The organism is Blautia massiliensis (ex Durand et al. 2017) (assembly GCF_051861785.1).
GTDB lineage: Bacteria > Bacillota > Clostridia > Lachnospirales > Lachnospiraceae > Blautia_A > Blautia_A luti_A.
The window spans coordinates 1,331,439-1,357,872 of the sequence record NZ_CP146725.1 but is presented as its reverse complement, the minus strand read 5'-3'; the positions used below and the strand labels follow the sequence as shown (position 1 = coordinate 1,357,872).

Annotated in this window: 20 protein-coding genes and 1 tRNA gene; 15 read left to right on the top strand and 6 right to left on the bottom strand. The window is 45.4% G+C overall.

The genetic code is table 11. The annotated features are described in order from the left end of the window. From V9W66_RS06510 to V9W66_RS06485, 6 genes are all read left to right on the top strand, one after another. Positions 1–2,454, top strand: a complete 2,454-nt coding sequence (locus tag V9W66_RS06510) for a hypothetical protein (RefSeq protein WP_144093370.1) — start codon at positions 1–3, stop codon at positions 2,452–2,454. 139 nt (positions 2,455–2,593) lie between these two features. Then, on the top strand, positions 2,594–4,084 hold the full coding sequence (gene galT / locus V9W66_RS06505; RefSeq protein WP_144093368.1) for a UDP-glucose--hexose-1-phosphate uridylyltransferase: 1,491 nt from the start codon (positions 2,594–2,596) through the stop codon (positions 4,082–4,084). 55 nt (positions 4,085–4,139) lie between these two features. Further along, on the top strand, positions 4,140–5,618 hold the full coding sequence (locus tag V9W66_RS06500) for an InlB B-repeat-containing protein (protein ID WP_144093366.1): 1,479 nt from the start codon (positions 4,140–4,142) through the stop codon (positions 5,616–5,618). A 203-nt stretch (positions 5,619–5,821) separates the two neighbouring features. Beyond that, positions 5,822–7,213: an asparagine--tRNA ligase gene (gene asnS / locus V9W66_RS06495; protein ID WP_144093364.1), complete on the top strand. Its 1,392-nt coding sequence runs from the start codon at positions 5,822–5,824 to the stop codon at positions 7,211–7,213. 111 nt (positions 7,214–7,324) lie between these two features. Next, positions 7,325–8,386 (top strand): metallophosphoesterase family protein, encoded by a 1,062-nt coding sequence (locus V9W66_RS06490; RefSeq protein WP_015525644.1) that lies wholly within the window; start codon positions 7,325–7,327, stop codon positions 8,384–8,386. 27 nt (positions 8,387–8,413) lie between these two features. Further along, entirely contained in the window at positions 8,414–9,961 is a 1,548-nt protein-coding gene (locus V9W66_RS06485; RefSeq protein ID WP_144093362.1) for an ATP-binding protein, read from the top strand. Between the two features lie 163 nt (positions 9,962–10,124). Here V9W66_RS06485 and V9W66_RS06480 read toward each other — a convergent pair whose 3' ends face one another. The 4 genes from V9W66_RS06480 to murC all read right to left on the bottom strand — a co-directional run bounded on the left by V9W66_RS06480 (position 10,125) and on the right by murC (position 15,127). Further along, the gene (locus tag V9W66_RS06480) at positions 10,125–11,309 is read right to left on the bottom strand and encodes a ribose-phosphate pyrophosphokinase (RefSeq protein ID WP_144093360.1); all 1,185 of its coding nucleotides are present in this window, start codon (positions 11,307–11,309) and stop codon (positions 10,125–10,127) included. A 1-nt stretch (position 11,310) separates the two neighbouring features. After that, positions 11,311–12,297 (bottom strand): ATP-binding protein, encoded by a 987-nt coding sequence (locus tag V9W66_RS06475; RefSeq protein WP_015525647.1) that lies wholly within the window; start codon positions 12,295–12,297, stop codon positions 11,311–11,313. A gap of 22 nt (positions 12,298–12,319) precedes the next feature. Continuing rightward, on the bottom strand, positions 12,320–13,417 hold the full coding sequence (locus tag V9W66_RS06470) for a DnaD domain protein (RefSeq protein WP_144093358.1): 1,098 nt from the start codon (positions 13,415–13,417) through the stop codon (positions 12,320–12,322). A gap of 330 nt (positions 13,418–13,747) precedes the next feature. Continuing rightward, complete coding sequence (murC, locus tag V9W66_RS06465) at positions 13,748–15,127, bottom strand: UDP-N-acetylmuramate--L-alanine ligase (RefSeq protein WP_144093356.1); 1,380 nt, start codon at positions 15,125–15,127, stop codon at positions 13,748–13,750. A 313-nt stretch (positions 15,128–15,440) separates the two neighbouring features. On the opposite strand from murC, the gene V9W66_RS06460 reads away from it, so the two are divergent. The 4 genes from V9W66_RS06460 (at position 15,441) to V9W66_RS06445 (ending at position 19,844) form a co-directional block, all read left to right on the top strand. Then, the gene (locus V9W66_RS06460; protein WP_144093543.1) at positions 15,441–16,718 is read left to right on the top strand and encodes a glucose-1-phosphate adenylyltransferase; all 1,278 of its coding nucleotides are present in this window, start codon (positions 15,441–15,443) and stop codon (positions 16,716–16,718) included. Beyond that, positions 16,715–17,836, top strand: coding sequence for a glucose-1-phosphate adenylyltransferase subunit GlgD (gene glgD / locus V9W66_RS06455; protein ID WP_144093541.1), 1,122 nt, complete (start codon positions 16,715–16,717; stop codon positions 17,834–17,836). Before V9W66_RS06460 ends, glgD begins: the two co-directional genes overlap by 4 nt. A gap of 57 nt (positions 17,837–17,893) precedes the next feature. Continuing rightward, positions 17,894–18,190 (top strand): septation regulator SpoVG, encoded by a 297-nt coding sequence (gene spoVG / locus V9W66_RS06450; protein ID WP_015525652.1) that lies wholly within the window; start codon positions 17,894–17,896, stop codon positions 18,188–18,190. A 265-nt stretch (positions 18,191–18,455) separates the two neighbouring features. Then, entirely contained in the window at positions 18,456–19,844 is a 1,389-nt protein-coding gene (locus V9W66_RS06445) for a PcsB-like coiled-coil domain-containing protein (protein ID WP_144093539.1), read from the top strand. 155 nt (positions 19,845–19,999) lie between these two features. On the opposite strand, the gene pduB is transcribed toward V9W66_RS06445, so the two are convergent. Further along, a complete protein-coding gene (pduB, locus tag V9W66_RS06440) occupies positions 20,000–20,722 on the bottom strand; it encodes a microcompartment protein PduB (protein WP_186290019.1) in 723 nt (240 codons plus the stop codon). Positions 20,723–21,000: 278 nt separating this feature from the next. Between pduB and V9W66_RS06435 the strand changes: the two genes are divergently transcribed. The 4 genes from V9W66_RS06435 to V9W66_RS06420 all read left to right on the top strand — a co-directional run bounded on the left by V9W66_RS06435 (position 21,001) and on the right by V9W66_RS06420 (position 24,107). After that, positions 21,001–21,552, top strand: a complete 552-nt coding sequence (locus V9W66_RS06435) for a biotin transporter BioY (RefSeq protein ID WP_144093537.1) — start codon at positions 21,001–21,003, stop codon at positions 21,550–21,552. Further along, on the top strand, positions 21,542–21,982 hold the full coding sequence (locus V9W66_RS06430; RefSeq protein WP_015525657.1) for a DUF1284 domain-containing protein: 441 nt from the start codon (positions 21,542–21,544) through the stop codon (positions 21,980–21,982). Before V9W66_RS06435 ends, V9W66_RS06430 begins: the two co-directional genes overlap by 11 nt. A gap of 183 nt (positions 21,983–22,165) precedes the next feature. After that, positions 22,166–22,239 (top strand) — tRNA-Pro (locus V9W66_RS06425). Positions 22,240–22,994: 755 nt separating this feature from the next. Continuing rightward, positions 22,995–24,107: a DUF6128 domain-containing protein gene (locus tag V9W66_RS06420; RefSeq protein WP_144093533.1), complete on the top strand. Its 1,113-nt coding sequence runs from the start codon at positions 22,995–22,997 to the stop codon at positions 24,105–24,107. Between the two features lie 51 nt (positions 24,108–24,158). On the opposite strand, the gene V9W66_RS06415 is transcribed toward V9W66_RS06420, so the two are convergent. Next, on the bottom strand, positions 24,159–24,854 hold the full coding sequence (locus V9W66_RS06415) for an anaerobic ribonucleoside-triphosphate reductase activating protein (RefSeq protein WP_021650953.1): 696 nt from the start codon (positions 24,852–24,854) through the stop codon (positions 24,159–24,161). A 206-nt stretch (positions 24,855–25,060) separates the two neighbouring features. Here V9W66_RS06415 and V9W66_RS06410 point away from each other — a divergent pair, with 206 nt between their 5' ends. Continuing rightward, positions 25,061–26,257, top strand: coding sequence for a helix-turn-helix transcriptional regulator (locus V9W66_RS06410; protein ID WP_144093531.1), 1,197 nt, complete (start codon positions 25,061–25,063; stop codon positions 26,255–26,257). Positions 26,258–26,434: the final 177 nt, after the last annotated feature.

Below are 26,434 nucleotides of genomic sequence, written 5' to 3'. Positions count from 1 at the left end.
ATGATGAAGATCCTACGTAAGGAAGTGATACTGCTGGTGATCTTTGTGGCAGTAGTAGCCGGAACCTCATTTCTAATGAACAGTCAGTCTACAGATAACCGCTCAGATATGAACGATGCCACACTTCCGGAGGTTATGGTAAAGATCGGAAGTACCCAGGCAAATAAGATGTATGGATACAGACAGCAGATGCAGACCGATTTCATGAGAGGAAGTATTACTCCGCTGGATACGACCAAAAAAGTGTCTTTTGAGATCAACCCATATGATGATACAGTAACAGGGCTTGCTTATGAGGTACGGACTTCAGACGGAAGCAAGGTTATGGAGAACCGTAAGATCAAGAATCTCACGAAAGAGGACAACGGCTGTTTAAGTACAGAGATTGAGATCGGCAGTGACCTTCGCATGAACCAGGAGTATTCCATGCAGATCACGCTGGATACCAGTGAGGGAGAAGTTTACTACTATACAAGAGTGGTTTCCAGAACCCAGTTGAATACAGAAGCGTATCTTCAGTTTGTCAGGGATTTTTCCACAAAGTGTCTGGACAAGGAACAGGCAGATACGCTGACCGGATATCTGGAAGCGGAGGATATTTCCGGCGGAACGAATTACAATAATATTTCCATCAGTTCCGGACTTTTCAATATCAGCTGGGGATCCCTTTCTCCGAAGCTCTACATGGAAGGAGTTCCGCTGATCGATGATATCAATGAAACGACTGCAAGTATCACGCTGGATTATCAGGTTTCCGCACAGGATGATGAGGGTAAAACCGAAATTTATGATGTTACGGAATTTTACCGTATGCGTTATACAGAAACAAGGATCATGCTGCTGGATTTTAAACGTTCTGCAACGAAGGTATTTGATCCGTCTCAGAAGGTAGTTTCCGATGCAGGCCTGCTTCTGGGTGTCCGTGACAAGAATGTCATCTATGCTTCAGATAGCAGTGGAAAGATCGTTGCTTTTGAGCAGGATGGGGATCTCTGGTCTTATGCACCGTCCAGCGGAAAGATCACAAGGATCTTCAGCTTCCGCAAAGAGGAAGATAACGATTCCAGATATGTGCGCAACGAACATGATATCAAGATCATCCGAGTGGCAGATAACGGGGATGTGGACTTTGTATTGTACGGTTACATGAACCGTGGTGTTCACGAGGGATACAGCGGTGTCTGTGTTTATCACTACAACAGCGACCGTAATGTGGTGGAAGAAAAAGTATTCATACCAAGTACAGAATCCTACGAGTTCCTGAAGGAAGATCTTGGAACACTCACTTATGTAAACAAAAACAATCAGCTGTTTCTACTGTTTGCACAGAAGCTGTATCAGGTAGATATTGAGACAGGAACCTCACAGGTTCTGGAAGAAGGAATCAAACAGAACCATTTTGTTGTGTCAGATACCAAGGCACATGCAGCATGGCTGATCGAATCCGGAGATGATGCAGGGAAGATCCGGGAAATTGAATTTGATTCTCTGAAAACAAGAGATATTTCGCCGGAAAGCGGAAAAAATCTGAGAGCTCTGGGATTTATGAATGAAGATCTGGTATATGGGATCCTTTCCGATGAAGACATTCTTACGGATGCCAACGGACATGAAACAGAGGGAATCAGTACATTACGCATTGAAAGCTTTAAAGGAAAGGTGAAAAAAGAGTATCGTCAGGATGGCCTTTATATCACCAACGTAACGGTTGGCAGTACCATGGTGGAGTTTGAACTTTCTGCAAAATCGGGGAATGCTTATACAGTCCAGAAAAAGGACAATATCATGAATAACAAAAAAGCATCCGGAAGCCAGATAGATGTGGCATTGATCACTACAAACCGTGCAGGAACGCTGATCCGTCTGACCATGACTCAGAAACCGGAGACAGACAGTCCGCTGCTTGTTTGTTCCAAGATCGAGAGTACTGAAGACTCATCGGTAACATTGGATACTACCGTTCCACAGGGAGAACTTTATTATGTTTATGCATATGGTTCTCTTGACCGTATCTATACCGATCCGGCTGCAGCTGTGAAACGCGCGGATGCGCAGACTGGAGTGGTACTTAACCGTGCGCAGCAGTATGTCTGGGAACGTGGAAACAAAAAAACAAAGCTCCAGATGAATATAGAGGATGTACCGGAAAGTATACGTACAGCCAACTGGAAGAAAAAAGAACTTCAGGATAGCCTTGGTGATATGGGAACGGTGATCGATCTGACCGGCTGCACTCTTGACAATGTTCTTTATGAGGTCAGTGCCCAGAGACCGGTGATCGCCAAGACAGGAGAAAATTCCAGTGTGGTGATCGTAGGCTATGATGAATATAATACCTATCTTTATGATCCGGCAACAGGGCAGATCAGCCCGTATGGAATGAATGACAGTACAGCGCTGTTTGAGAGTGCCGGAAATGTATTTCTCACCTATATAGAAAACGTCATAGAGTGATGCTTACAGAGCAGGCCGGATGAAGGCCATGGGGTTACAGCAGGATGGCAAGACGGGAGTTCCCGTTTGGCATAAATCGGAAAACAGGAAAAAAGTTCCTGTTTTCCGGGAAAAGCGCGACAGGAAAGGGGAAAAAGCAATGTTAAGTGAAAGTATTAAAAAACTGGTACAGTATGGGGTGGAGAGTGGTATTACTCCGGAATGTGAAAGAATTTATGCAACCAATCTTCTTCTGGATGCCTTTGGGGAAAGCGAATATACAGAACCGGAGACAGAGTATGCTAAAATCAATTTGGAGGAGACTTTGAACGAACTTCTTGATGAGGCTGTAAAGAGGGGCATCATCGAGGACAGTATTGTGTACAGAGATCTCTTTGATACAAAACTGATGAACTGTCTGATGCCGCGTCCTGCCCAGGTGCAGAGAGAATTCTGGGATGCTTATAAAGAAAATCCGGAAAAAGCCACAGATTATTTTTATAAGCTGAGTCAGGACAGTAACTATATCAGACGTTATCGCGTAAAAAAAGATCAGAAATGGACAGTAGACAGCGAATATGGTAAGATCGATATCACGATCAACCTGTCCAAGCCGGAAAAAGACCCAAAGGCTATCGCAGCTGCCAAGCTGGTAAAATCCAGCAGCTATCCAAAATGTCTGCTTTGTCCGGAAAATGAAGGCTATGCAGGAAGAGTCAATCATCCGGCAAGGGAGAACCACAGGATCATCCCGATCACCGTCAATGACAGTCCCTGGGGCTTCCAGTACTCTCCATATGTTTACTACAATGAACATTGTATCGTATTTAACAGTCAGCATACTCCGATGAAGATCGAGAGAAATACATTTATCAAGCTGTTTGATTTTGTAAAGCTGTTCCCACATTATTTCCTTGGTTCCAATGCGGATCTTCCAATCGTAGGAGGTTCTATCCTCAGCCACGATCATTTCCAGGGCGGGCATTATACCTTTGCCATGGCGAAGGCAGAGATTGAAAAGCATGTGACGATCCCGGGATACGAAGATGTGGAAGCCGGCATTGTAAAATGGCCTCTTTCCGTACTGCGTATCCGCAGCAAAGACGAGACGAGACTGATTGATCTGGCAACACATGTACTGGCAGGCTGGAGAGGATATACGGATGAGGCTGCATTTATCTTTGCAGAAACAGACGGAGAGCCGCATAACACCATCACACCGATCGCACGTAAAGTGAGAGATACCTTTGAACTGGATCTGACATTACGTAACAATATCACAACAGAGGAGCATCCGCTGGGGGTTTATCATCCGCATGCATGCTATCATCATATCAAGAAAGAGAATATCGGTCTTATCGAAGTTATGGGACTCGCTGTTCTTCCGGCACGTCTGAAAGAAGAGCTGGAGCTTCTTGAAGAATACATTTTAAGCGGCAGGGACATCGCTTCCAATGAGAAAATCGAGAAACATGCTGCATGGGTTGCAGAATTTCTGCCAAAATATGAGAAACTTGATAAAGATAATATCCAGGAAGTCCTTCGCAGGGAAGTGGGAAATGTATTTGTTCATGTACTGGAGGATGCCGGTGTTTATAAATGCACACCAGAGGGCAGGGATGCATTTATGAGATTTATCAATACTCTGTAAAAAAGGTACGGAGGCATCCGGGGATGGATATGTATTTCAGGAGGAGTTTGTTTATATGAAAAACAGGGAAAAAACCGGAAAGACCTTTCAGGTAAAATGGCTTTTGCTGGCACTTGTGGCAGCTGCACTGATCTTTGTGCCGGCTGCATCGCATAAGGTGTCGGCGGCGAAGCTTGTTTATACCGTTAAGTTCAATAATAATTCAGGTACCAGCAAAAGTAAGACGTATACCGCACTGACACAGAATGTGACATTAAATACTACGATCCGGCTTCCGGCAGTACCCAAGGCTGTGGGATATCAGAATCTCGGATGGACCACACGGAAGGGGAGCAGTAAGGTGGTATATAAAGCAGGTGCCAGCGTAAAGGTCAGAAAAGATATGACTCTGTATGCGGTTCGCAGAAAGAGTAAGTATTATACCGTAAACTTCTATCTTGGAAATGGAAGCACCAATTCCGCATATAAGAAGCTGCAGAAAAAAGTAGAAGAGGGTACATATTACACATTGCCTGCAGTTCCATTCAGATCGGGATATGTAAATCTTGGCTGGTCAACAGCAAAGAACGGCAAGACATCTACTGTAAAAAAAGCAGGAACGAAGATTAAAATCTCCGGTAATATCAGATACTATTCCGTACAGATGCAGTCAGTAAAAGTAAATCTCCGCAAGGCAAACGGAACCGTATGGAAGACAGTAACACTTGGAAAGGGCGGTTACCTTAAGCTCCCATCTGTATCCAATGCGACAGGTTATACGTTTATGGGCTGGTCTAAGACCAGACGGACCGGTTCTTCCACAGATCCGGATTATGAAGCCGGTGAACTTCTGCGGATCAGCAAAAACACCAATCTGTATGCGACGGTATTTAACCGTGCACTGGAGAAGGATATCAGCTCCGATGAGATGGCTCATCCGGCGATCGGTATGATGTACAGTAAGGTTATTTTTGTGGGAGATTCCCGTACTGCAGGAATACAGGCGACACTGAACAAACAGATGAGCAGTTCTGTAACAAATGGGGTTTCTTTTGTTGCAAACCCAGGAAAGGGCTTGAGCTGGTTCCGGGATACAGGATATGCACAGCTTATAGAAGAGATCGACAAAACAGAAGGTTCCAAACCGATCGCCGTTATCTTTAATCTGGGTGTCAATGACCTGGGAAATGCAGGCAATTATGTCAGCTATATGACCAGTATCGCATCCACATTGAAAAGTAAGAACTGTAAGCTCTTTTACATGTCTGTAAACCCGATCAACAGTACCATGATCACAAAAGCAGGAAGAGGCGCCCGTACAGAGGCACAGGTAAGAGAATTCAACAGCAAGATCCGTTCCGGTCTTTCTCTGTATTACAAATATATTGATATGTACAGCGTACTTATGAAAAAAGGCTACGGGACCAATGCCCGCTATGATGGTGTGGATGACGGCGATGACGGACTTCACTACACAACAAAGACATTCAAGAGGATCTACTATTACTGCATCACTTATCTCAACACAGGAAGTATCAACGCATCTTATTATTAATGGTATAACAGACAGAAAAATCCCGTCTGCCGGAAACATTCCGCCAGGCGGGATTTTTCTGTCCGGCGGCCCGCTATTTTTCTGTCCGACAGGGCAATTACTCCTTGCACGAACCATGAGAATAGTCTATACTTAATTTGATACGGACGTTTGGAGGTCCGCAGGAACGTGTGATCCTGAATATGAGGAATGAGGTATAGATTATGAAACTGACAACAGTGAAAGAGATTTACAGAAACCGTGAACAGTATCTCGACAAAGAGATCACCGTAGGTGGATGGGTACGAAGTGTTCGTGATTCCAAGGCGTTTGGATTCATCGTACTTCATGATGGAAGCTTTTTTGAAACTCTTCAGATCGTATATCACGATAACATGGAGAATTTCGCAGAGGTTTCCAAGCTGAACGTTGGAGCAGCCATCATTGTCAGGGGAACGCTGGTAGCTACCCCTCAGGCGAAGCAGCCATTTGAGATCCAGGCAACAGAGATATCTGTAGAGGGAGCTTCCGCACCGGATTATCCACTTCAGAAGAAGAGACACAGTCTTGAATACTTAAGGACCATGACACATTTAAGACCGAGAACAAATACTTTTCAGGCTGTATTTCGTGTACGTTCTCTCTGTGCATATGCGATCCATAAATTTTTCCAGGAGAGAGGCTTTGTCTATGTGCATACACCGCTGATCACAGGAAGTGACTGTGAAGGTGCAGGAGAGATGTTCCAGGTAACAACACTGGATCCAAAGAATATTCCGCTGACAGAGGATGGAAGTGTTGATTATTCACAGGATTTCTTCGGAAAGGAGACAAACCTTACCGTAAGCGGACAGCTGAACGGAGAGACTTATGCACAGGCATTCCGCAATATCTACACATTCGGACCGACCTTCCGTGCTGAGAATTCCAACACTACCCGTCATGCAGCTGAGTTCTGGATGATCGAGCCTGAGTGTGCGTTTGCAGACCTTCAGGACGCTATGGAGCTTGCAGAGGCTATGCTGAAATACGTGATCCGTTATGTCTTTGAGAATGCACCGGAGGAAATGAACTTCTTCAATTCCTTCATTGACAAGGGGCTTCTTGATAGACTGAACCATGTGCTTAATTCTGAATTTGCGCATGTGACCTATACAGAGGCTGTTGAGATCCTTGAGAAGAACAATGACAAATTTGATTACAAGGTATTCTGGGGATGTGATCTTCAGACAGAGCATGAGCGCTATCTGACAGAGCAGGTCTACAAGAGACCGGTATTTGTTACAGATTATCCGAAGGAGATCAAGGCATTCTACATGAAACTCAACGAGGATGGAAAGACAGTTGCGGCTATGGACTGTCTGGTGCCGGGAATCGGAGAGATCATCGGAGGAAGCCAGAGAGAGGATGACTACGACAAGCTGAGAACACGTATGGATGAGCTGGGTCTGAAACCGGAGGATTACGATTTCTATCTGGATCTTCGTAAATATGGTTCCACACGTCATTCCGGCTTTGGTCTTGGATTTGAGAGATGTGTCATGTACCTTACAGGTATGGGCAACATCCGTGACGTGATCCCATTCCCGAGAACTGTAAAGAACTGCGATCTTTGATCAGAACACTTTTGCACAGCAGGACGTTCTGTGCTCCTGAGATCAGAGAACAGCAGGGAGAAATTGGCAACAGGTATTGATATGTGTGACTGACACACAAGGGAGAACATTATGAGATTTATTCATCTTGCAGACGTGCATCTGGGCGCAGTTCCCGACAGGGGCTGCCCGTGGAGCAAAGAGCGGGAGGAAGAAATCTGGAGCACTTTCCGCCGGGTTATTGCGGGCATCCGCGAAGATCCGGTGGATTTGCTATTTATATCCGGAGATCTGTTCCACCGCCAGCCTCTTATGAGAGAGCTTAAAGAAGTAAATTATCTGTTTTCCACCATCCCGGATACCAGAGTGTATCTGATGGCAGGAAACCATGATTTTATAAGCAGAGATTCTTTTTATAATACGTTTGAGTGGAATTCCAATGTTATATTTTTCAGGAGCAGGGAACTGACCTGTGTTAAAGATCCCAGGCTTGATGTCTATGTATATGGACTGAGTTACTATGACCGGGAAATAAAAGACGGACTTTATGATCAGGCTGTCCCTGTCCAGAAAGAAGGAATCCATATTCTGCTGGCCCATGGCGGCGACGAGAAGCACATTCCTCTCAGTGCAGCAGCTCTGGCGGCGTCAGGCTTCGATTATGTGGCGTTAGGGCATATCCACAAGCCGCAGATCCTGATCCGTGACCAGGCGGCCTTTTCCGGGGCTCTGGAGCCCATTGACAGGAATGATACAGGGGAACATGGATATATGGAGGGCCGACTGATCAACGGAAGGATCCGTACAGAGTTCGTTCCCTTTGCCTGTCGTTCCTATCAGCAGCTGGTAATGACACTTCACGAGGAAACTACACAGATATCTCTGGAAGAAGCGGTAAAATCCCAGATTTTCCGCAGAGGAGGAAGGAATATCTACAGGATCGTTCTTCAGGGAATGCGTTCGCCGGATCTTCTTCTGATCCCTGAGAAACTGAAAAGTCTCGGAAATGTTACCGATGTTGTGGATGAATCCTGGCCGGCGTATGATCTTGGTGAGCTCTACAAACGCTACAGCGGTACTCTGATCGGTGATTATATCGGCTATTTTCTGGCCAAAAAGGGTATGGATACCGTGGAAAAAAAGGCGCTGTATTATGGGCTTCAGGCATTGCTTGAGACAGGCAGCCGGCGATAAAGGGGCAGCACAGGAGGATAGCATAAGATGGTTATCAGACGTTTAAAAATAAAAAATTTCGGGAAGATCCGGGACAAGGACATGGAGCTTTCGCCTGGGATCAACGTACTTTACGGTGAAAATGAGAGTGGAAAAACTACCACACATACATTTATCCGCTCCATGTTTTACGGCGTTCGCAGACTGCGGGGAAAGGCTGCTCTGAACGATACATATACAAAATATGAACCATGGGAAAATCCGGCAGAATATGGTGGGATCATGTGGTTCACAAGCAAGGGGAAGAAATATCGTCTTACCAGGAATTTTTATAAAGAAAAGAAGCTGGGAGAGCTTCTCTGTGAAGAGGATGGCAGTCTTGTGGATGCGGAACAGGGAGCTCTTGGGACTATTCTGGGAAATGTAAGTGAGGCAGTTTATGATAATACGGTGTCTGTGGCACAGCTGAAAAGCGTTACAGGAAAAGATCTCGTACGTGAACTGCAGAATTACATGGCCAGCTATCAGGGAACCGGTGACAGTTCCATTGACATGGGACGAGCCATGCAGATGCTGAAAATGTCCAGAAAAGGATATCTGACAGAAGCGGCCCGACGAAAAAAGGAGCTGGAAAAGGAAAAAGAAAAGATTTCCGCAAACATGGAATATATCCGCAGAGAGATCCGTGAACTGGATGAGAAGCGTGATCGGATCATGCAGCAGCAGGACGGGATGAACATAGGGACCAGAGAACGGAGTACAGAGGATCTTCTTGAGCTTCGGATCGATCGTGTAAAAAGAAGACGGGAGCAGACAGATGCAGTTCTGACAGTTGTGCTGCTTGGTGGGATTGCCGGTACCGGCTGCCTGGCGGCTTTTTCCGGACAGGTCATTTTCAGCGTTCTGGCAGGCGTGGCAACTGCGGCGATTTCTGTAGCGGCATTGTTTTTCCGCATACGGCTCAGCAGGGAGCTGAATAAGAGAGAACGTCAGAGAGAGCGCTGGCTTTCCAGACATGAGGAGCTGACCTGGAACCGGAACAGTCTGGACAGTGACTACGAAGAGAAGCATACAGCGCTGGAGAACCTGCAGGCAGAGTTGACGGAATGTGAAGAAAATACAGAAGTGATCACTCCGGAGGAAACGGAGATCCAGGCGCTGAATATGGCTATGGAGACGATTGAGGCACTTTCCGGAAACATTACGGATCAGGTAGGGGTCCGTCTGAAAAAACGTACATCTGAGATATTAAGTGAGATCACCGGTGGCAGATACCAGGAGGTTCTGATGGATGAGGCACTGCATATGTCTGTGAACACAGGGGAGCGTATCGTATCCATTGAGAGACTGAGCCGCGGGACACTGGAGCAGATTTATTTTGCCCTTCGTATGGCAGCAGGAGAGCTTTTCTGCAAAGAGGAACCGTTCCCTGTGATCCTGGATGATGTATTTGGCATGTATGATGAAGAACGTCTTGCAGCGGCTCTCAGGTGGCTGCATAAAGAAAACAGACAGGTGATCATAAGTACCTGCCATAAAAGAGAAATGGAGATCCTGGATAAAGAGAGGATCCCCTATCAGAAGCTTCCTATGTGAGCTTTTGCAGGAAGATTTCAGCATAAAGATCAAAAGCAAAGCAGACAGCAGATGCGGATCATGGATATCCGTCTGTTACAGAAATATAAAGCGGCTGCGCTTTCTGAGAAACTGTTATATCGTTCTCAGAAGGTGCAGCCGCTTTGCGTGCGTTATGATTTATTTATTTCTCATGCTGGCTCATGTAATTTGTTACGCAGCGTTTGATTCTGTCTACCGGATTCAGAAGGTGGCTGACAGAGGTATCATGGTTCAGCGTATCAATGATCAGAGCAATATATTTGCTCATATCGCAGCTGATGTAGTATGGCTTCTCAAGAAGCTCCGGTGACTGATAAACCAGGTTAGTAGTAAGGAGCTTGTCGAAGTAGCCCTTCCTGTAAGCATCGTCAAATTTATCAAGACCATCGGTAAAGAATCCGAAGGTAGAGCAGATGTAAACTCTGCCTGCTCCTTTCTCTTTCAGGAGAGACGCGATCTTAATGATCGTATCACCGGAGGAGATCATATCATCGATCAGGATCATATCCTTGCCCTCGATCTTTGGTCCGAGGAATTCATATGCTGCGATCGGATGACGGCCGTTTACATATCTTGAGTAATCCAGACGTTTATAGTACATACCCATATCAACACCGAGGACATTGGCGAGATAGATCGCACGGTTCATGCTTCCTTCGTCCGGGCTGATCGTCATGAAATGATCCTTGTCGATATGAAGTCCCTTTTCATTATTAAGAAGAGCCTTGATGAACTGGTAGGATGGCTGTACAGTCTCAAAACCATGAAGAGGAGTCGCATTCTGTACACGGGAATCGTGTGCATCAAAGGTGATGATATTCTCAACACCCATATCGATCAGCTCATGAAGTGCAGTGGCACAGTCAAGAGACTCTCTTCCGACACGTTTGTCCTGGCGACTCTCATAGAGATATGGCATGATCACGTTGACTCTGCGGGCTTTTCCGCCTACAGCGGCGATAACACGCTTCATATCCTGGAAATGATCATCCGGGGACATAAGATTCATGTAAGGTCCGATCGGATAGGATAAGCTGTAATTTGTCACATCTACCATTACGTAGATATCATCACCGCGGACAGATTCGTTGATGGTGCATTTACCCTCACCGGAGCCGAAACGTGGAGTCTTGGCGTCAATAATGTAAGAATCGCGCTTGTATCCCTCGAATGCAAAGGAGTCCATTCCAGGATACTGTCTTTCGGCACGCCATTTGACCAGCCAGTCATTCACCTTCGCGCCTAATGAGCTGCAGCTCTGAAGGGGAATCAGTCCAAGTCTTCCTACCGGGAGTGTGGAAAAATCTTTTGTATTTACCTGTGCCATTTTAATTTCCTCCTAAAAATATTTTCTGTATACGGATGTCCTTCCCGATCAACGATATCATCTGATAGTTGCTGGCAATTCGGGAAAATGTTCTCTCGGAATAGGTATCCGAGAAATTTTTGAGCGTCAGATTCGTGGAAATGATCGTGGATTTCCTGCGCATGATCCGCTCATTGAGACAGAGAAAAAGCTGTGAAGATACGAAACTGTTGGTAAGCTCCGTTCCCAGGTCATCAATGATCAGAAGATCACAGTCATAGATCAGTTCCTCGTCTGTGCCGGTATCTTTTCGGGAAAAAGAATTCGCAGCCATCATATCAAAAAGATCGTAGGCGGAAAAGTACAGGACACAGTGGGTGGATCTGAGAAGCTCTCGGGCGATGCAGTGTGAAAGAAAGGTTTTTCCCACACCGGTATCACCATATAAAAACAGGTTTTCAAATTTATGGTCGAAGTTCTGCACAAAGCGCTGTGCAGTGTCATAGGCCCGTCGGGCTGTTTCCAGGGCAGACAGTCCCGTGGCTTCGTTTTTTATTGTAGCAGAATAATAGTCAAATGAAAAGCTGTCAAAATTCTCTTTTTCGAGAATTTCATTCAGATTGGACTGTGCATAAAGCAGTTCGATCTCAGCTTTTTTAAAACAGGTGCATTTTCGGCTGCCGATATAGCCGGTATCCTGACAGTCAGGGCAGGTGTAAGGCATCTCAAGATAGTCTCCGGGAAAGCCGTTTGCAACAAGAAGGGTGATCCGTTCATCGGAAAGCTCCTGGATGGCTGCCTTCAGATCCGAAGTTCCCTTTTCTTCGCCGTTTAAAAGGCGACGGACTTTGTCAGCACTTAAAGTTGCCACCTCGTCATCGATCTCTTTCAGACGGGGGATCTTTCCGTAGGCTTCGGCTGTGTGCTCCTCCAGAATACGGTGGTTCTGTGCCTGCCGGCGGCTGTATTCTCTCATTATAGTATCATATTGAAAATTCTGTAAAGGCATAAAGCGCTCCTTCCAGGTTCTGTTACTGATTATTTAAAAGACGTTTCTCATATTCCGCAAAATCATAATCACGCTGGTGGAAATTATTGAAGCGGTTGCTATTCTGAGGCTGAGTCTGGGGCTGCTTCTTCCTGGAAACGGATTTCTCAAGCTGGCGTTTTTTGTGTGCGGCATCCAGAAGCCGGATATCCTCCAGCGTATGTACGTTTTTCTTTTTCCAGCCGGAGAGGATCTTATCTGCATATTGGAAACTGGGCTGTCCGGTGGAAAGGACAGTACGGCTGCAGGCTTCCTGGATCAGCTCCAGATCAAAACCGTAGGTCTTGCGCCAGGTATCAATGTAAGTGATCTCGTTATCAACAGGATTGCGGCCGCTGATCCCCATAGCCTTCAGGATCGTGTAATAATCCTTGGAAAAACGGGAGCTGGCATCCCGGGCCATCTCGACGGTGGTGATGCCGTCTTTTGCCCAGGCGAGTGCAACAGTTTCAATATAACGTATACTCTTGCGGCCTCTGGAAACACAGTATTCCACCAGATATTCGATGAGATCCGCAGACATATGGAGTTCATCATAGAAAAAAAGGATCTTCTGCATTTCTGTAGGCGTCAGTGTTTTGGTCAGATACTGCTCTGTGATATAGAGAAGCTGACTGATCTCTTCGTTTTGCTTAAGTTCTCTGATCCGGTCAGGAGTGAGACTGAGAATGTAATCAGCGGAGCTTGGGACTCCCGGATCCGTGTTCCCGGAAACGGAAGCAGAATTGCCGGAACCGGTGAAAGTATCCACGGAAGCGCTGCTCTCTCTATGACCGGTATCCGCAAAGGGTTCCAGCAAAGTGATCCCGGAAAGCTTCTGATCTGCAGTATAGGTTAATGCGATCAGTTTCTCACCTTCCCAGTATTTCAGCGCACGGGAAATATCTCTTTCCGTGCAGAAAAGGCTGTCTGCCATATGCTCCAGGCTGAAAGAAGAAGGAGCGGCAGATACCATCCGGAGAAGGTAGATATATACCTTTACGAACTCCCCGTTGGCACGAGGCATGAAATTGTCAATAAAGCGATTGGAAAGAATCGTTACCTCCAGTTCAGAGGAATTCTGAAGTGAAATCAGGCTCATGATCAGCAGCTCCCTTTCTAAAATACAGCAGATATTTCAGGTGATATCCCAAAGTCCGCCATGCTAAAAAGGATTATAGCACAACCGCTTTTACTTGAGAATAGTCTATTTTCCCAGAAGTTGTGCACCAATTTCCATGTGGAAAATGTGGATAGTGTGGAAAACTTTGAGGATAACATTATCAGCAACTAACAAAAACCTTAATTTTGTAAGAAAAATGCGGTATTTGTTGAATTTGGATGTTGAATTATGTCAAGTAGGTTATACACAAAAAAATCCACATGCCAGGCACGTCTGAAATGTGCATAAGCATGTGGATAATGTGGATAATTATTTTCCGAGAAGGTGTTCTCCAATATTTACAACGTCTCCGGCGCCCATAGTTATCAACAAATCACCATGTGCACAACTTTTTAAGAGGAAGCTCTCGATCTCATCAAAAGTCGGGAAATATTCGCAGGGGGTTCCAAGTTCCTGGATCTGTTTCTGGAGATCCTGGGAAGAAATACCAAGATTGTCTGTTTCACGTGCGGCATAAATATCAGCCAGTACAACATGATCGGCCAGAGTCAGCGCTTTTGCAAATTCCGGAAGAAGAGCTTTGGTACGTGTGTAGGTATGAGGCTGGAATACACACCATACCTTCTGATGCGGATAATTCTTTGCAGCATGAAGGGTTGCCTCGATCTCGGTTGGATGATGCGCGTAATCATCAATGATGGTGATACCGCCGATCTCACCTTTATACTGGAAACGACGGTCTGTACCGGTAAAGCTTCCGAGACCTTTGACGATCACATCATCCGGAAGGTCCAGAAGGCGTCCTACGGCAATGGCGGCCAGTGCATTGGATACGTTGTGGATACCCGGTACACGCAGATAATAGCTGCCGATCTTTTTGCCCCGGAAGAGAACGGAGAAGGAAGGATGTCCGTATTTATCCCAGGTAATGTCTGCTGCGGTGTAATCGGCATCGTGCTTCAGACCATAGGTAAGAACATTGCATGGAAGCTCCCGGGTGATTGTTTCATACTCCGGTGTGTCGGCGTTGATGATCAGAGTACCGTCAGCAGGGAGAAGCTCTGCAAATTTCCGGAAGGAATGGCGGATGTCATCGATGTCCTTGAAGAAATCCAGATGATCGGCATCCATGTTCAGGATCACACTGATCTTAGGGAAGATGCTTAAAAAGCTGTTGGTGTATTCGCATGCTTCTGTGATAAAGGTCTCAGAATTTCCAACGCGGATGTTTCCGTGGATAGCAGGAAGGATTCCGCCAACACTGATGGTAGGATCACAGTCACCCTCAAGAAGGATATGGGAAACCATGGAAGTAGTAGTGGTTTTTCCGTGGGTTCCGGAAATTGCAATCGGTGTATCGTAGTTCCGCATGATCTGTCCCAGAAGCTCTGCGCGGGTGAGCATTGGAAGCCCTTTTTCTTTCGCACAGGCAAATTCCGGGTTGTCCGGGTGGATCGCTGCTGTATAGACAACCACATCTACATCATCCTTGATGTTGGAAGCGCGCTGTCCGTAATAGATCACAGCGCCACGTTCTTCCAGTGTGCGGGTCAGCGGGCTGGATTTGGCATCGGAACCGGAAATCCGGAAATTTTCTTCCAGAAGGATCTCGGCAAGGCCGCTCATGCTGATGCCTCCGATCCCGATGAAATGAATATGGAGCGGTTTATGAAAGTCTATCTGATACATAATAATCTCCTTATATATATGTTATTTTCGTAGCTCTTTTGTTTGTTTTATTATAACGCCAACAGAAACAATTGAAAAGTGGTTCTTTTGGCTAAAAAAGCGGTTTTTTCCGGAATATAAAAGTAACCAGAAAATAACATCGAAAAATGTTGAAAATTACCAGAGAAATGAAAAAAATGATGAGTCTTACAAATTTATAATATACAATAGCGATAAAAAAAGCAAAATACAGCTAAAATAATTGTAAAAAATGTTCACTAATACAGTAAAGTATGCTATAATGGAATAATCATAACATACAAGAGGTGATCGCATGATTAAGAAAGAGATGATTGCCATGCTCTTGGCCGGTGGGCAAGGCAGCAGGTTAGGAGTTTTGACAGAAAAGGTTGCAAAGCCGGCAGTCGCTTTTGGTGGTAAATATCGTATCATCGATTTTCCACTGAGCAATTGTATTAACTCGGGAATTGACACAGTGGGTGTGCTGACACAGTACCAGCCTCTCCGCCTGAATACACATATCGGTATCGGTATTCCGTGGGATCTTGACCGCAATGAAGGCGGTGTCACAGTCCTTCCTCCGTATGAGAAGAGCACAAGCAGTGAATGGTACACAGGAACTGCCAATGCGATCTATCAGAATCTGGCTTATATGGAGCAGTATAACCCGGATTATGTGCTTATCCTTTCCGGTGACCATATCTATAAGATGGATTACGAAGTGATGCTGGATTTCCACAAGGCGAACAAGGCAGATATTACGATCGCGTGTATGCCGGTTCCCATTGAGGAAGCCAGCCGTTTTGGTATTATGGTTACTGATGAGAGCAGCCGTATTACTGAGTTTGAGGAGAAGCCGGAGCATCCAAGCAGCAATCTTGCATCCATGGGTATCTATATTTTCTCATGGCCGGTTCTGAAGGAAGCACTGATCGCCCTGAAGAATCAGAATGGCTGTGACTTCGGTAAACATATCCTTCCGTACTGTAAAGAGAAGGGGCAGCGCCTTTTTGCTTATGAGTACAACGGCTACTGGAAAGATGTAGGAACTCTTGGTTCTTACTGGGAAGCAAATATGGAGCTGATCGATATCATTCCGGAGTTTAATCTTTATGAGGAATTCTGGAGGATCTACACCAAGGGAGATGTGATCCCGCCACAGTATATTTCTGCAGATGCAGTTGTGGACAAGTGTATCATCGGTGAGGGAACAGAAATCTATGGTGAAGTACATAATTCAGTGATCGGTCCGAATGTTATCATCGGCAGGGGCAGTGTGATCCGTGATTCTATTATCATGAAGAATACAGCAGTTGGTGAGAACGTTGTTATGGATAAAGCCATCGTGGCAGAAGATGTTGTCATCGGAAATAATGTTGTGATCGGATGCGGCGAGGAGTTACCGAATGTTCTGAAACCGGCTGTATATTCCTTTGGACTTGTGGCTATCGGCGAAAACAGCGTGATTCCGGACAGTGTCAAAATCGGTAAGAATACCGCTATCGCCGGTGTTACAACAAAAGAAGACTACCCTGACGGAGAACTGGCAGCCGGCCAGGTAATTGCAGCAAAGGACGGTGGGAAAGAATGAGAGCGATAGGTATTATTTTGGCAGGCGGTAATAATAACCGCATGAGAGAATTATCAAACAAAAGAGCAATCGCGGCAATGCCTATTGCAGGAAGTTACCGCGCGATCGACTTTGCCCTCAGCAACATGGCAAATTCACATATCCAGAAGGTTGCTGTGCTGACACAGTATAATGCCCGTTCCCTTAATGAGCATTTAAGTTCATCCAAATGGTGGGATTTCGGAAGAAAACAGGGAGGACTTTATGTCTTTACTCCAACCATTACCAGAGATAACAGCTTATGGTATCAGGGTACTGCAGATGCGATCTATCAGAACCTGAGCTTTTTAAAGAACAGTCATGAACCCTATGCGGTGATCGCTTCCGGCGATGGAATCTACAAGCTGGATTACAATAAAGTCCTGGAGTATCATATTGCAAAGCGGGCAGATGTTACCGTTGTATGTACTACCTGCAAGGATCAGAGCCAGGTTGAGAGATTTGGTGTTCTTCGCATGAATGAGGACTGTCGGATCGAGGAATTTGAGGAGAAACCGATCGTTTCTTCCTATAATACGGTATCTACTGGTATCTATGTCATCCGAAGAAGGCAGCTGATCGAACTGATCGAGCGTGCTGCCCGGGAAGGAAGGCATGATTTTGTAAATGATATTCTTATCCGTTACAAAAATCTGAAGAGGATTTACGGATATAAGATCGATAACTACTGGAATAATATCTCTACTGCAGAGGCTTATTATCAGACAAATATGGATTTCCTGAAACCGGAGATCCGGAACTATTTCTTCAAACAGGAGCCGGCGATCAAAACCAAGATCGCAGATGTACCTCCTGCTAAGTACAATCCGGGTGCAACTGTGAAGAACAGTCTGGTGTCCAGCGGATGTATCATCAACGGAACCGTGGAGAATTCTGTTCTGTTCCGTGATGTATTTGTAGGAAATAACTGTGTGATCAAAAACTCTGTGATCCTTAATGACGTATATCTTGGAGATAATACGCATATTGAGAATTGCATTGTTGAGAGCCGGGATACCATCCGGGCAAATTCATATTACTGCGGCGAAGAAGGAGAAGTGAAGATCGTCGTAGAGAAAAACGAACGCTACGTATTATAAATGCGGAAGATCAGTTTTCCGCAGATGCGGTTAGCGAAATGAAAGGGGCAAGTAGCAATGAATATTACAGATGTACGTGTGAGGAAGGTAGCAAAAGAAGGGAAAATGAAGGCCGTTGTGTCTGTCACAATAGATGATGAGTTTGTGGTACATGACATCAAGGTGATCGAAGGCGAGAAGGGGCTGTTCATCGCAATGCCAAGCCGTAAGGCAAGCGACGGTGAATATCGTGACATCGCACATCCGATCAATTCAGCAACAAGAGAGCAGATCCAGACGATCATCCTGGACAAGTATCAGGAAGTAATGGCTGAGGAAGCTGAGAATGAGGTTCTTATGGAGGCTGCGGAGTAAAAGAAGCAGCTTCAGGGGGGATTACATCAGAGAAGTATTCTCGTAGCTGATGATCTTTGGATTGAAACAGCATAGAATAAAAACTGCCGTTTTACAGATAAATCTGTGAGAGGGCAGTTTTTTTGTGCTCCGGAAAACAAAAAAACGCTTTTCAGTTCATAAAAATTTAAATTATTACGTATTTGTTACAAAAATAAAATAAAATTATTGCTTTTTATGAAAAATGTGTTATACTAGAATCCATGAAAGGACGAAAGGTGTTTATATGAAGAATAGAAAAGTTTTCACATTACTGCTTACAGGTATGCTGACCCTTTCCATGGGAAGCACCGTATATGCATCAGGTACAGACGCTGCGATCGCAGAGGCACAGGCGGAGAAACAGGCCGCTGAGGAGGGTCTTGCGCAGGTACAGAGCAGCATCGGCACACTGGAGAGCAAGAAGCAGGAGCTGGAGAGCTATCTGGCTGATTTAAACGCACAGTATGAGGATCTTACCAACAGCATTTCTGAGCTTAGTATCCAGGCTGCTGAGAAGGAAGATGAATTAAATAAAGTAAAAAAAGAACTGAAAAAAGCAAAGAAAGCTTCTGCAGATCAGTATGAATCCATGAAGCTTCGAATCGCATATATGTATGAAAATGCCGGAACTTCCGCACTGGAGACACTGCTTTCTTCCGAAAGCCTTGCAGAATTTCTCAATCGCGCGGAGAATGCGATCCAGATTTCTACATACGACAGAGATATGCTGGATAAATATGTGAGTCTTCAGAAGAATATCCAGGAGAATGAGAAAAAGGTTGAGACGGAGTCCGCAGAGATCGATAATCTGATGACGGAGCGTGCAGCCAAACAGCAGGAAGTGCAGTCCATGGCTTCCAGCACAAGCGAGGATATTAACTCTTATGTAAACCAGATCAGCGCCAGCCAGGAAGAGGCTCAGCAGCTGATGGCAGATATCAGTAATGCAGACAGCAGTATTACCGCTCTGGTACAGCAGGCAGAGGCGGAGAAGGCTGCAGAAGAGAAAGCTAAGGCTGAAGCGGCAGCAGAGGCTGAGAGACAGGCAGCAGAAGCGGCAGCCCAGGAAGAAGCCGATCAGGATAACGAGGACAGTGAAGAGGCTGATTCTGACGATGATTACGGCTATGATCCGGAGGAGGATACAACCGAGTCTTCCAGCAGCTCTACAAGTACAGACACTGTTGTAGAGGAGGAAGAGGAAGCGGATGATGTACAGTCCGGAAGTTCCGAAGATGTTTCCGAGGACAGCTCCCAGGAGGAGGTTTCTGAGGAGGTTTCCAATGATGAGACAGCTTCCGAGGAGACGGAAGATGCCTCTGCGGATACGTCCGATTCCGGTTCTTCCAGTCAGGGAACATATCTTGGAAACTTTACACTGACCGCATACTGCAACTGTGCACAGTGCTGCGGTACAGCCGGCAATCTTACAGCCAGCGGAACAGTTCCGACAGCAGGACGTACCGTTGCTATGGCAGGTGTTCCGTTTGGAACCAAGCTTCTGATCAACGGCACTGTTTATACGGTAGAGGATCTGGGAACTCCTTACGGACATGTGGATATCTATTGTGGAAGCCATTCTGAGGCATTAAGCTTCGGACTTCAGTCTGCAGATGTATATCAGGTGGGCTGATCCGGGAAAATCCAGAGGAGAATATTTAAGAGAAATACAGCGCTGCAGGATCGTATGCTGATCCTTGCAGCGCTGCTTTTGTATGCATGACGCAGATATGTGTTTCGTGAAGTGTAGTGTGTGGAAATTCACAAATTTCCTGCAATCCGGAGATTTTACAGATAAGGCGTACCCGGGATCTCCGGATAGGTTCCCATACCGATGAGAAGCTCAAGGCCTGTCTGACGGCCTTCCAGTACAGCAGCTTTTACAGCACTGGCATCACCGGAGATGGCGATGATCACTTCATTGGAATGACTGGTACCGATATTCGGAGTCATATATTGTGTAATGGATACTGCTGCGGATTTCACGGCATTATCTGCCATCACAAGACCGATAGCAGCCGGAGAACCTGCCATGAAACCAAATGCTTCACCCAGAGGTGTGCCGAAGGCTTTATGGATAGCAGGACCTGCACTTGCGGAAAAAGCAAACTCCAGATGGCCGGATTCGCTGATGTAGACCTCACCTGCATATTTGTTAGTCAGTTCCAGAGCCAGAGAAATGGCGTGACGCACGTCGGATACATCATTTCCGCCAAGGACGATATAGTTTCCGTGACCGCCCCAGCCCTTGGTATCTCTTGGAAGTTCAATGGAAAGGACTTCTGTATTTGTGGCTTTTACTGCATCGTCAATAGCTGTGATCTGGCCGGCAGCGCCTGTTCGGGAACTGAAAAGCCCCAGACAGTGGTATTGGGTACCTACGTTCATCTTTTTAAACAGTGAATCATCAACTCCGGAGATCACGAGTCCGATTGTGTCAAGGACTGCGGTCCCTACAAATTCAGTCCGTGTGCAGTTGGTGCTGATGTTATGAATATCGTGTATATCCATGTGGAAAAATCCCCCTTTTTGCTGAAAACTCATTGGTTTCAGTATAGCATCAGAGAGGGGAATTTGAAAGTGAAAATTGACAATATCATTTGTAAATGGCAGGTTTACATAGTAGTAAACGGCATTGTAAAATGTAAACTTAAAAAATAAAATTAAGTTGACATTAAAATCCTGCTGTGTTAAATTGTTAACAGCGAAAGAGCGGATATCATTTATACAGGACAGGAATGATCTTCCGACAGGAAAAGCAGAAAAGGAAAGAGAGGATACAGATTATTATGACAACAGTGGCAGCAGGCAGAAGCAAGACGTATGATCTTGTTTACATTGCAGTTTTTGCAGTAGTGATGGCAGTTTGCTCATGGATTTCCATTCCGGCACAGATACCGTTTACTCTGCAGACATTCGGAGTATTTATGGCAGTTGGTGTGCTTGGAGGAAAAAGAGGAACTCTGGCAGTTCTGGTTTACGTTCTTCTTGGAGCAGTAGGAGTTCCGGTTTTTGCAGGATTTTCCGGAGGCATTGGAGCTCTTCTCGGAAATGCAGGCGGATATATCATTGGATTTATCTTTTCCGCACTTGTTATGTGGGCATTTGAGCACGTTTTTGGCAGAAAGCCGGTCGTTCAGATCATTTCCATGGTCGTTGGGCTGATCGTATGCTATGCCTTTGGAACAGTATGGTTTATGTTTGCCTACACAAGAAGCACAGGTCCGGTAGGCCTTATGGCAGTTCTTGGCTGGTGTGTATTTCCGTTTATCATTCCGGATCTTATCAAGATCGCACTGGCTTATGTTTTATCAGGAAAGGTACGTAAATATGCAAGATAAAAGCAGTGCTGCGGCATATGCTTCTGATGAGGGCACAGAGGAAATAGTCATTCCTCTGCGCCCTCATCATGGTATGTGCCTGGCGTATTTTAAGGGGGAAGGTTACAGTAACGGTTTTACTGCACATATGGCCGAGATGCTGAAGATTTTTCTGGAGGGAAAGAAAATAAGGCTTCATGTGGATACGGATGAGATCTGCTCTGCCTGTCCGAATAATCTGGGCGGACATTGTGAAGCCGGAGATAAAGTGGCAGAGTATGACAATGCCGTGCTGGAAAAATGTGGACTGAAGGCCGGACAGACATTGCACTTCAGCGAATTTACAAAAAAAGTCCAGGAAAAAATCCTTGCGATGGATAAACGTAAGGAAATCTGTGGAAACTGCCAGTGGAACAGTATCTGCGAAGAACAGAAGAGCCGCTGGGCATAGATATTTATAAGAACTTTTCCAAAAACTGCTTCGGGTCTGCAAAAAAAAGTATGCCCGAAGCAGGAAAAAAGAAAAAATTCGATTTTTTTGAAAAATTTTAATTTTTTCTATTGACAAAGTACAGAAACTCTAATATAATAGCTCTTGCAGTTGAGCAACACACAAACAACTGAAACAGAATAACGAAGCGTGGCTCAGTTTGGTAGAGCGCTGCGTTCGGGACGCAGAGGTCGCAGGTTCAAATCCTGTCGCTTCGACTAACAGCTTTAAGAATCCCTTGGTTGAGGGATTCTTTTTTTGCTTGTGGAAAATGAAGGAATGTAAGTTTGTGTTACCTCAATGATAAAAGAAATGAGAAAGTCTTTGGTGAATGTCCCGAGCATGGACCACCAGGGGTTTTTTATATTTACAGATGAAAATATTCTTGAATGCTTTAAATAGCAGTGCTATAATACAGATATAAAGAACAACCGCCCACAAGGGGTTGACCTTATAAGAGAAGATTAGAAAATTCCACCCTGTACTCGGTCAAAGTTTTGGGGTGGTTTTTCTATGTAAAGAATTACTTACAAAACATTAATACGAACGTAAGCAATGCTAGAATGAACATGCCAAAAGCCATAAGATCTTTGAAGTCAAAATAATTGTTGTTCATCAGCACCACCTCCATCCTTTTGGGACTAGAGGTCAGCCACCCTGTAACACGATTGTTCCCGTACAGTGTAGCATATACGGAAAATCCTGACAAGCGCAGAATGTTCTAATACAGTAATGCTTTTTTGACAAATGCGCAAATTTTCTGTACGTCTTAATTCTTCACCTGTCTGTTAATATTCTGTTTCGGTGTACTGATTCGGGTATAGCCGTATTCTTTTGCCTAACAGCTTGAGAATCCCTTGGTTGAGGGGTCCTTTTTGGTGTTTGTACATCCTGGAGCTTTTTTCAGTTGATGGAATGATTTCTCTCGATCTTCATATATATTAACGAAACCGAAATACCGGAGGGACGTGCGTTGGCTGGATATCAGCGTTTTGTTGCGTATGTGTACGAGTATCGGAAAGGAAAAAAAGATGGCAGCAGCGGTTATGTGAGGGTGGAGGCCAGAGATAGGAAATGCCGTGTGGAGGTTCATCTGCGCTGCGTTGGACTGGAGCCTGGAAGTCGGTGCAGAGTGTATGGGTTTGTGCGGCAGGAAGGGCTGATGGATGGTATTTTGATCGGAAGCTGTGTTACCGGGCGGGAACGGATCGAGTGCGCACTGGAGACGGATACAGGGGATATTGGAGGCATGGGAAAAAGTCTTCAGGAGCTTGGAGGACTGCTTCTGATCTCCGATGCCGGTGGATTCTGGGGAACGGAATGGGATGATCAGCCGATCCGGCCGGAGAATTTCCGCGAGTGGAAGAAAAAAGAAACGGAACCTCGGAAGGAAACGGAGAAAACAGGAACGGAATATCAGAAGGTGGCGGAGAAAAAAGGCAGAGAGCGGGAAGAAAAGGAAGAAGAAAATCAAAAAGATGGAGCCTTGCCAGAAGTGCAGGAAAATCAGAAGGAGTCAGACAGGATCATGACGGTGGAGGAGATTCAGGAGGATGTATTAAAGACATCGGAAACCGGAAATTCATATCAGGCTCCCGGTCCGCATCCGCCGGAACTACCACGGCCAGGCCAGCCATCACCGCATCCGCCGGAACTACCACGGCCAGGCCAGCCGTCACCGCATCCGCCGGAACTACCACGGCCAGGCCAGCCGTATCCGCATCCGCCGAAACCATCGCGACCGGAGCCATCTCGTCCACTTCCGGGAATACCCTGTGATGATCCCTTTAACGACGGCTATTTCACAGACTGCCACAAGATCAGACCATCGGACTGCAGTGCCTTATGCAGAAAAAACGGCTGCTTCTGCAGCAACCGTTTTGTCATGTACGGATATCAGAATTTCGGCCATCTTCTGCTGTGCAGAAATTCCCGGGGACAGTACATACTGGGAGTACCCGGTGGATACAGCCAGCAGGAACGGTTTATGGCCAATATGTTTGGCTTTCCCTACTTTAAGGAATGTCCGGATATTCATATCCCAGGCGGAAAGGGAGGATACTGGTACTGTTTTATTAACATCTGATCAGAAAAATTTCGGCATCCATATAAGCAAACAGTTTTGCAAATCCGCAGATCACAGCTCCATACCACGAATTTCTACTACCGGGATCGTCTGAGACAGGATATCCCGGTAGTTTTTCATTTCTTCCTCGGAGCAGGCAGAGAATCCCGGTATCAGAACTCCGTCGGAATCCCGGTAAGCCTGGAGATAATAAGCTTTTGCACCGCTTAACCACCGGCTGATCTCCTGAAAATCTTTTTCGGAATGAAGTTCCCTCACAACTGTTGTACGAAATTCATAATCAAGGTGTCCGTCCAGCAGCCATCCGGCAGTTTCCCGGATCCCATCCAGATCAGCATGTACACCGGTAAGCACATGATAGTTGGAAGGACAGGCCTTGATATCCATGGCAACCTTGTTGATCAGGTCAGCTGCTGCGAGATTTTTTACCACGGAGGGGCGGGAACCGTTGGTATCGAGCTTCACATCATAGCCCAGCTCCCTGATCCTGCTGAGAAATTCCGGCAGCTCCGGTGCAAGTGTGGGTTCACCGCCGGAAATACAGACGCCATCGAGAATCCCCTTTCTTTTTTTTAGAAAAGCCAGGATTTCCTCCTGGGAATATTCAGGCTGGGTGTCAGGCTCCACGACAAGAGCTCCATTCTGGCAGAATGGGCAGCGGAAGTTGCAGCCGCCTAAGAATATGGTACAGGCTACCCTTCCCGGATAATCCAGCAGGGTTGTTTTGTTAAATCCACATATTTTCATAGGAAAATCCCCTTGTTTCTCTTATTTATGATACTACAAGCATACTCTCCCCCGAAAAAAGCTGCAAGCCTTTTTAACCGAATCAAGTAAGTTTCCTGCGGAGTTGCGAAAAGCAGTAAGCAGAGATGGGGACTTGCTCATGGAAGAAAAAAAACATATAATTTATTCCAATAACAGCCCGATATTACAGATGAAAGGATGTTGACATGGTAGAACATACATTGTTGAGAAAACTGGAAAGCCTGTGGGGAATTCCCATTTTTTATGCAGATGAAGCAGGAGAAAATATCCGGAGTCTTGGGATTTTTCCCGAAAAACAGAATCCGCTGACTGTATCAGAGGAATTGCGCCGGTCCCTGATCTGCCAGACAAAAGAACAGAATGTACCGACTATTTATAAGGCGTTTGATAAAATTTATTTCTTCTGTGTTCAGAGCGGCCAGGATTTCTATCTGTCAGGTCCGGTAGGTGCAGAAGAGCTCAGCTATGTGGAAATCCATCAGTTTTATAAGAAATATCACATGTCAATGAAGGAAGAACGTCATCCGGACAAAATGACACTGAACAGGATGTTAAATTTCGTAAGTTTCCTGTATGAGCTTTTGGAGGGAAAGGATATTCAGCCGGATGACCTTATGGAAAAAAATAATCTCATCGAGGAAAAAGAAGCTTGGGAGGAGGGTGAAACAGTTCGCATTGAACTGGACAAATCGGATGCGGCGGCCTACCATCATACATATATGGAGGAACGATATGTACTGGATAGTATACGTGAAGGAAATGTGGAAGAGGTTAATGAACGAGCCACGGCACTTTTGGAAAAGAGTGGGATCCTTTCCAGAAAACATTTTAATCATCAGAGGAATCAGGCTATTGTAACAACTACACTGGCAACAAGAGAAGCTATAGCAGGAGGAGTTTCGCCGGCAGATGCATATCGTCTCAGTGATTATTTTATCAACCAGATCGACCAATGCCGGACTATGGAAGAAATGATCGAACTGAACCAAAGATGCTTTTATAAATTTACAAAGCTGGTAGCTGATACCAGAAAAACAAGAAGTTTTTCCAGCTATACAGAGCAGTGCAAGGATTATATTTCCCGGAATTATCACCATAAGATATATCTTGAAGATATCGCAGAGGCTATCGGGATCAGCCCGGGTCATCTTTCCAGAAGCTTCCGGCAGGATACGGGAGAGAAGATCGTGGATTATATCCAGAAATTCCGTGTAGAAAGAGCTGCCAATCTCCTGAAATATTCCGATGCGACCCTGTCAGAGATCAGTGATTATGTATGCTTCAATTCCCAGAGTCATTTTGGAAGTGTATTTAAAGAATATATGAAGATGACTCCCAGGCAGTACCGGGAAAAATATAAGCGTAAGGAATTTTATTCTTGAATGAGTTTATAAAAATATTAGAAATATGTTGGAAAAATGATAAAAACATCAAAGAAATGATAACGAAAATCAAATATCTTTGATTATAATATGCTTGTCGTTGAGACATACCTGATCGATCCGCCAGAAACAGGGCGCGCAGAAAAAATTTACATGTTCCTGAGTGGATCGTTAAAT

Excerpts from the sequence above, each read along its gene's own strand:
- V9W66_RS06475 (WP_015525647.1), bottom strand. The coding sequence starts at position 12,297 with ATGCCTTTACAGAATTTTCAATATGATACTATAATGAGAGAATACAGC.
- V9W66_RS06510 (WP_144093370.1), top strand. The coding sequence starts at position 1 with ATGATGAAGATCCTACGTAAGGAAGTGATACTGCTGGTGATCTTTGTG.
- V9W66_RS06410 (WP_144093531.1), top strand. The coding sequence starts at position 25,061 with ATGGTAGAACATACATTGTTGAGAAAACTGGAAAGCCTGTGGGGAATT.
- glgD (WP_144093541.1), top strand. The coding sequence starts at position 16,715 with ATGAGAGCGATAGGTATTATTTTGGCAGGCGGTAATAATAACCGCATG.
- V9W66_RS06485 (WP_144093362.1), top strand. The coding sequence starts at position 8,414 with ATGGTTATCAGACGTTTAAAAATAAAAAATTTCGGGAAGATCCGGGAC.
- pduB (WP_186290019.1), bottom strand. The coding sequence starts at position 20,722 with ATGGATATACACGATATTCATAACATCAGCACCAACTGCACACGGACT.
- V9W66_RS06445 (WP_144093539.1), top strand. The coding sequence starts at position 18,456 with ATGAAGAATAGAAAAGTTTTCACATTACTGCTTACAGGTATGCTGACC.
- V9W66_RS06460 (WP_144093543.1), top strand. The coding sequence starts at position 15,441 with ATGATTAAGAAAGAGATGATTGCCATGCTCTTGGCCGGTGGGCAAGGC.
- V9W66_RS06435 (WP_144093537.1), top strand. The coding sequence starts at position 21,001 with ATGACAACAGTGGCAGCAGGCAGAAGCAAGACGTATGATCTTGTTTAC.
- V9W66_RS06430 (WP_015525657.1), top strand. The coding sequence starts at position 21,542 with ATGCAAGATAAAAGCAGTGCTGCGGCATATGCTTCTGATGAGGGCACA.
- V9W66_RS06480 (WP_144093360.1), bottom strand. The coding sequence starts at position 11,309 with ATGGCACAGGTAAATACAAAAGATTTTTCCACACTCCCGGTAGGAAGA.
- murC (WP_144093356.1), bottom strand. The coding sequence starts at position 15,127 with ATGTATCAGATAGACTTTCATAAACCGCTCCATATTCATTTCATCGGG.
- V9W66_RS06500 (WP_144093366.1), top strand. The coding sequence starts at position 4,140 with ATGAAAAACAGGGAAAAAACCGGAAAGACCTTTCAGGTAAAATGGCTT.
- V9W66_RS06415 (WP_021650953.1), bottom strand. The coding sequence starts at position 24,854 with ATGAAAATATGTGGATTTAACAAAACAACCCTGCTGGATTATCCGGGA.
- galT (WP_144093368.1), top strand. The coding sequence starts at position 2,594 with ATGTTAAGTGAAAGTATTAAAAAACTGGTACAGTATGGGGTGGAGAGT.
- spoVG (WP_015525652.1), top strand. The coding sequence starts at position 17,894 with ATGAATATTACAGATGTACGTGTGAGGAAGGTAGCAAAAGAAGGGAAA.
- asnS (WP_144093364.1), top strand. The coding sequence starts at position 5,822 with ATGAAACTGACAACAGTGAAAGAGATTTACAGAAACCGTGAACAGTAT.
- V9W66_RS06490 (WP_015525644.1), top strand. The coding sequence starts at position 7,325 with ATGAGATTTATTCATCTTGCAGACGTGCATCTGGGCGCAGTTCCCGAC.
- V9W66_RS06470 (WP_144093358.1), bottom strand. The coding sequence starts at position 13,417 with ATGAGCCTGATTTCACTTCAGAATTCCTCTGAACTGGAGGTAACGATT.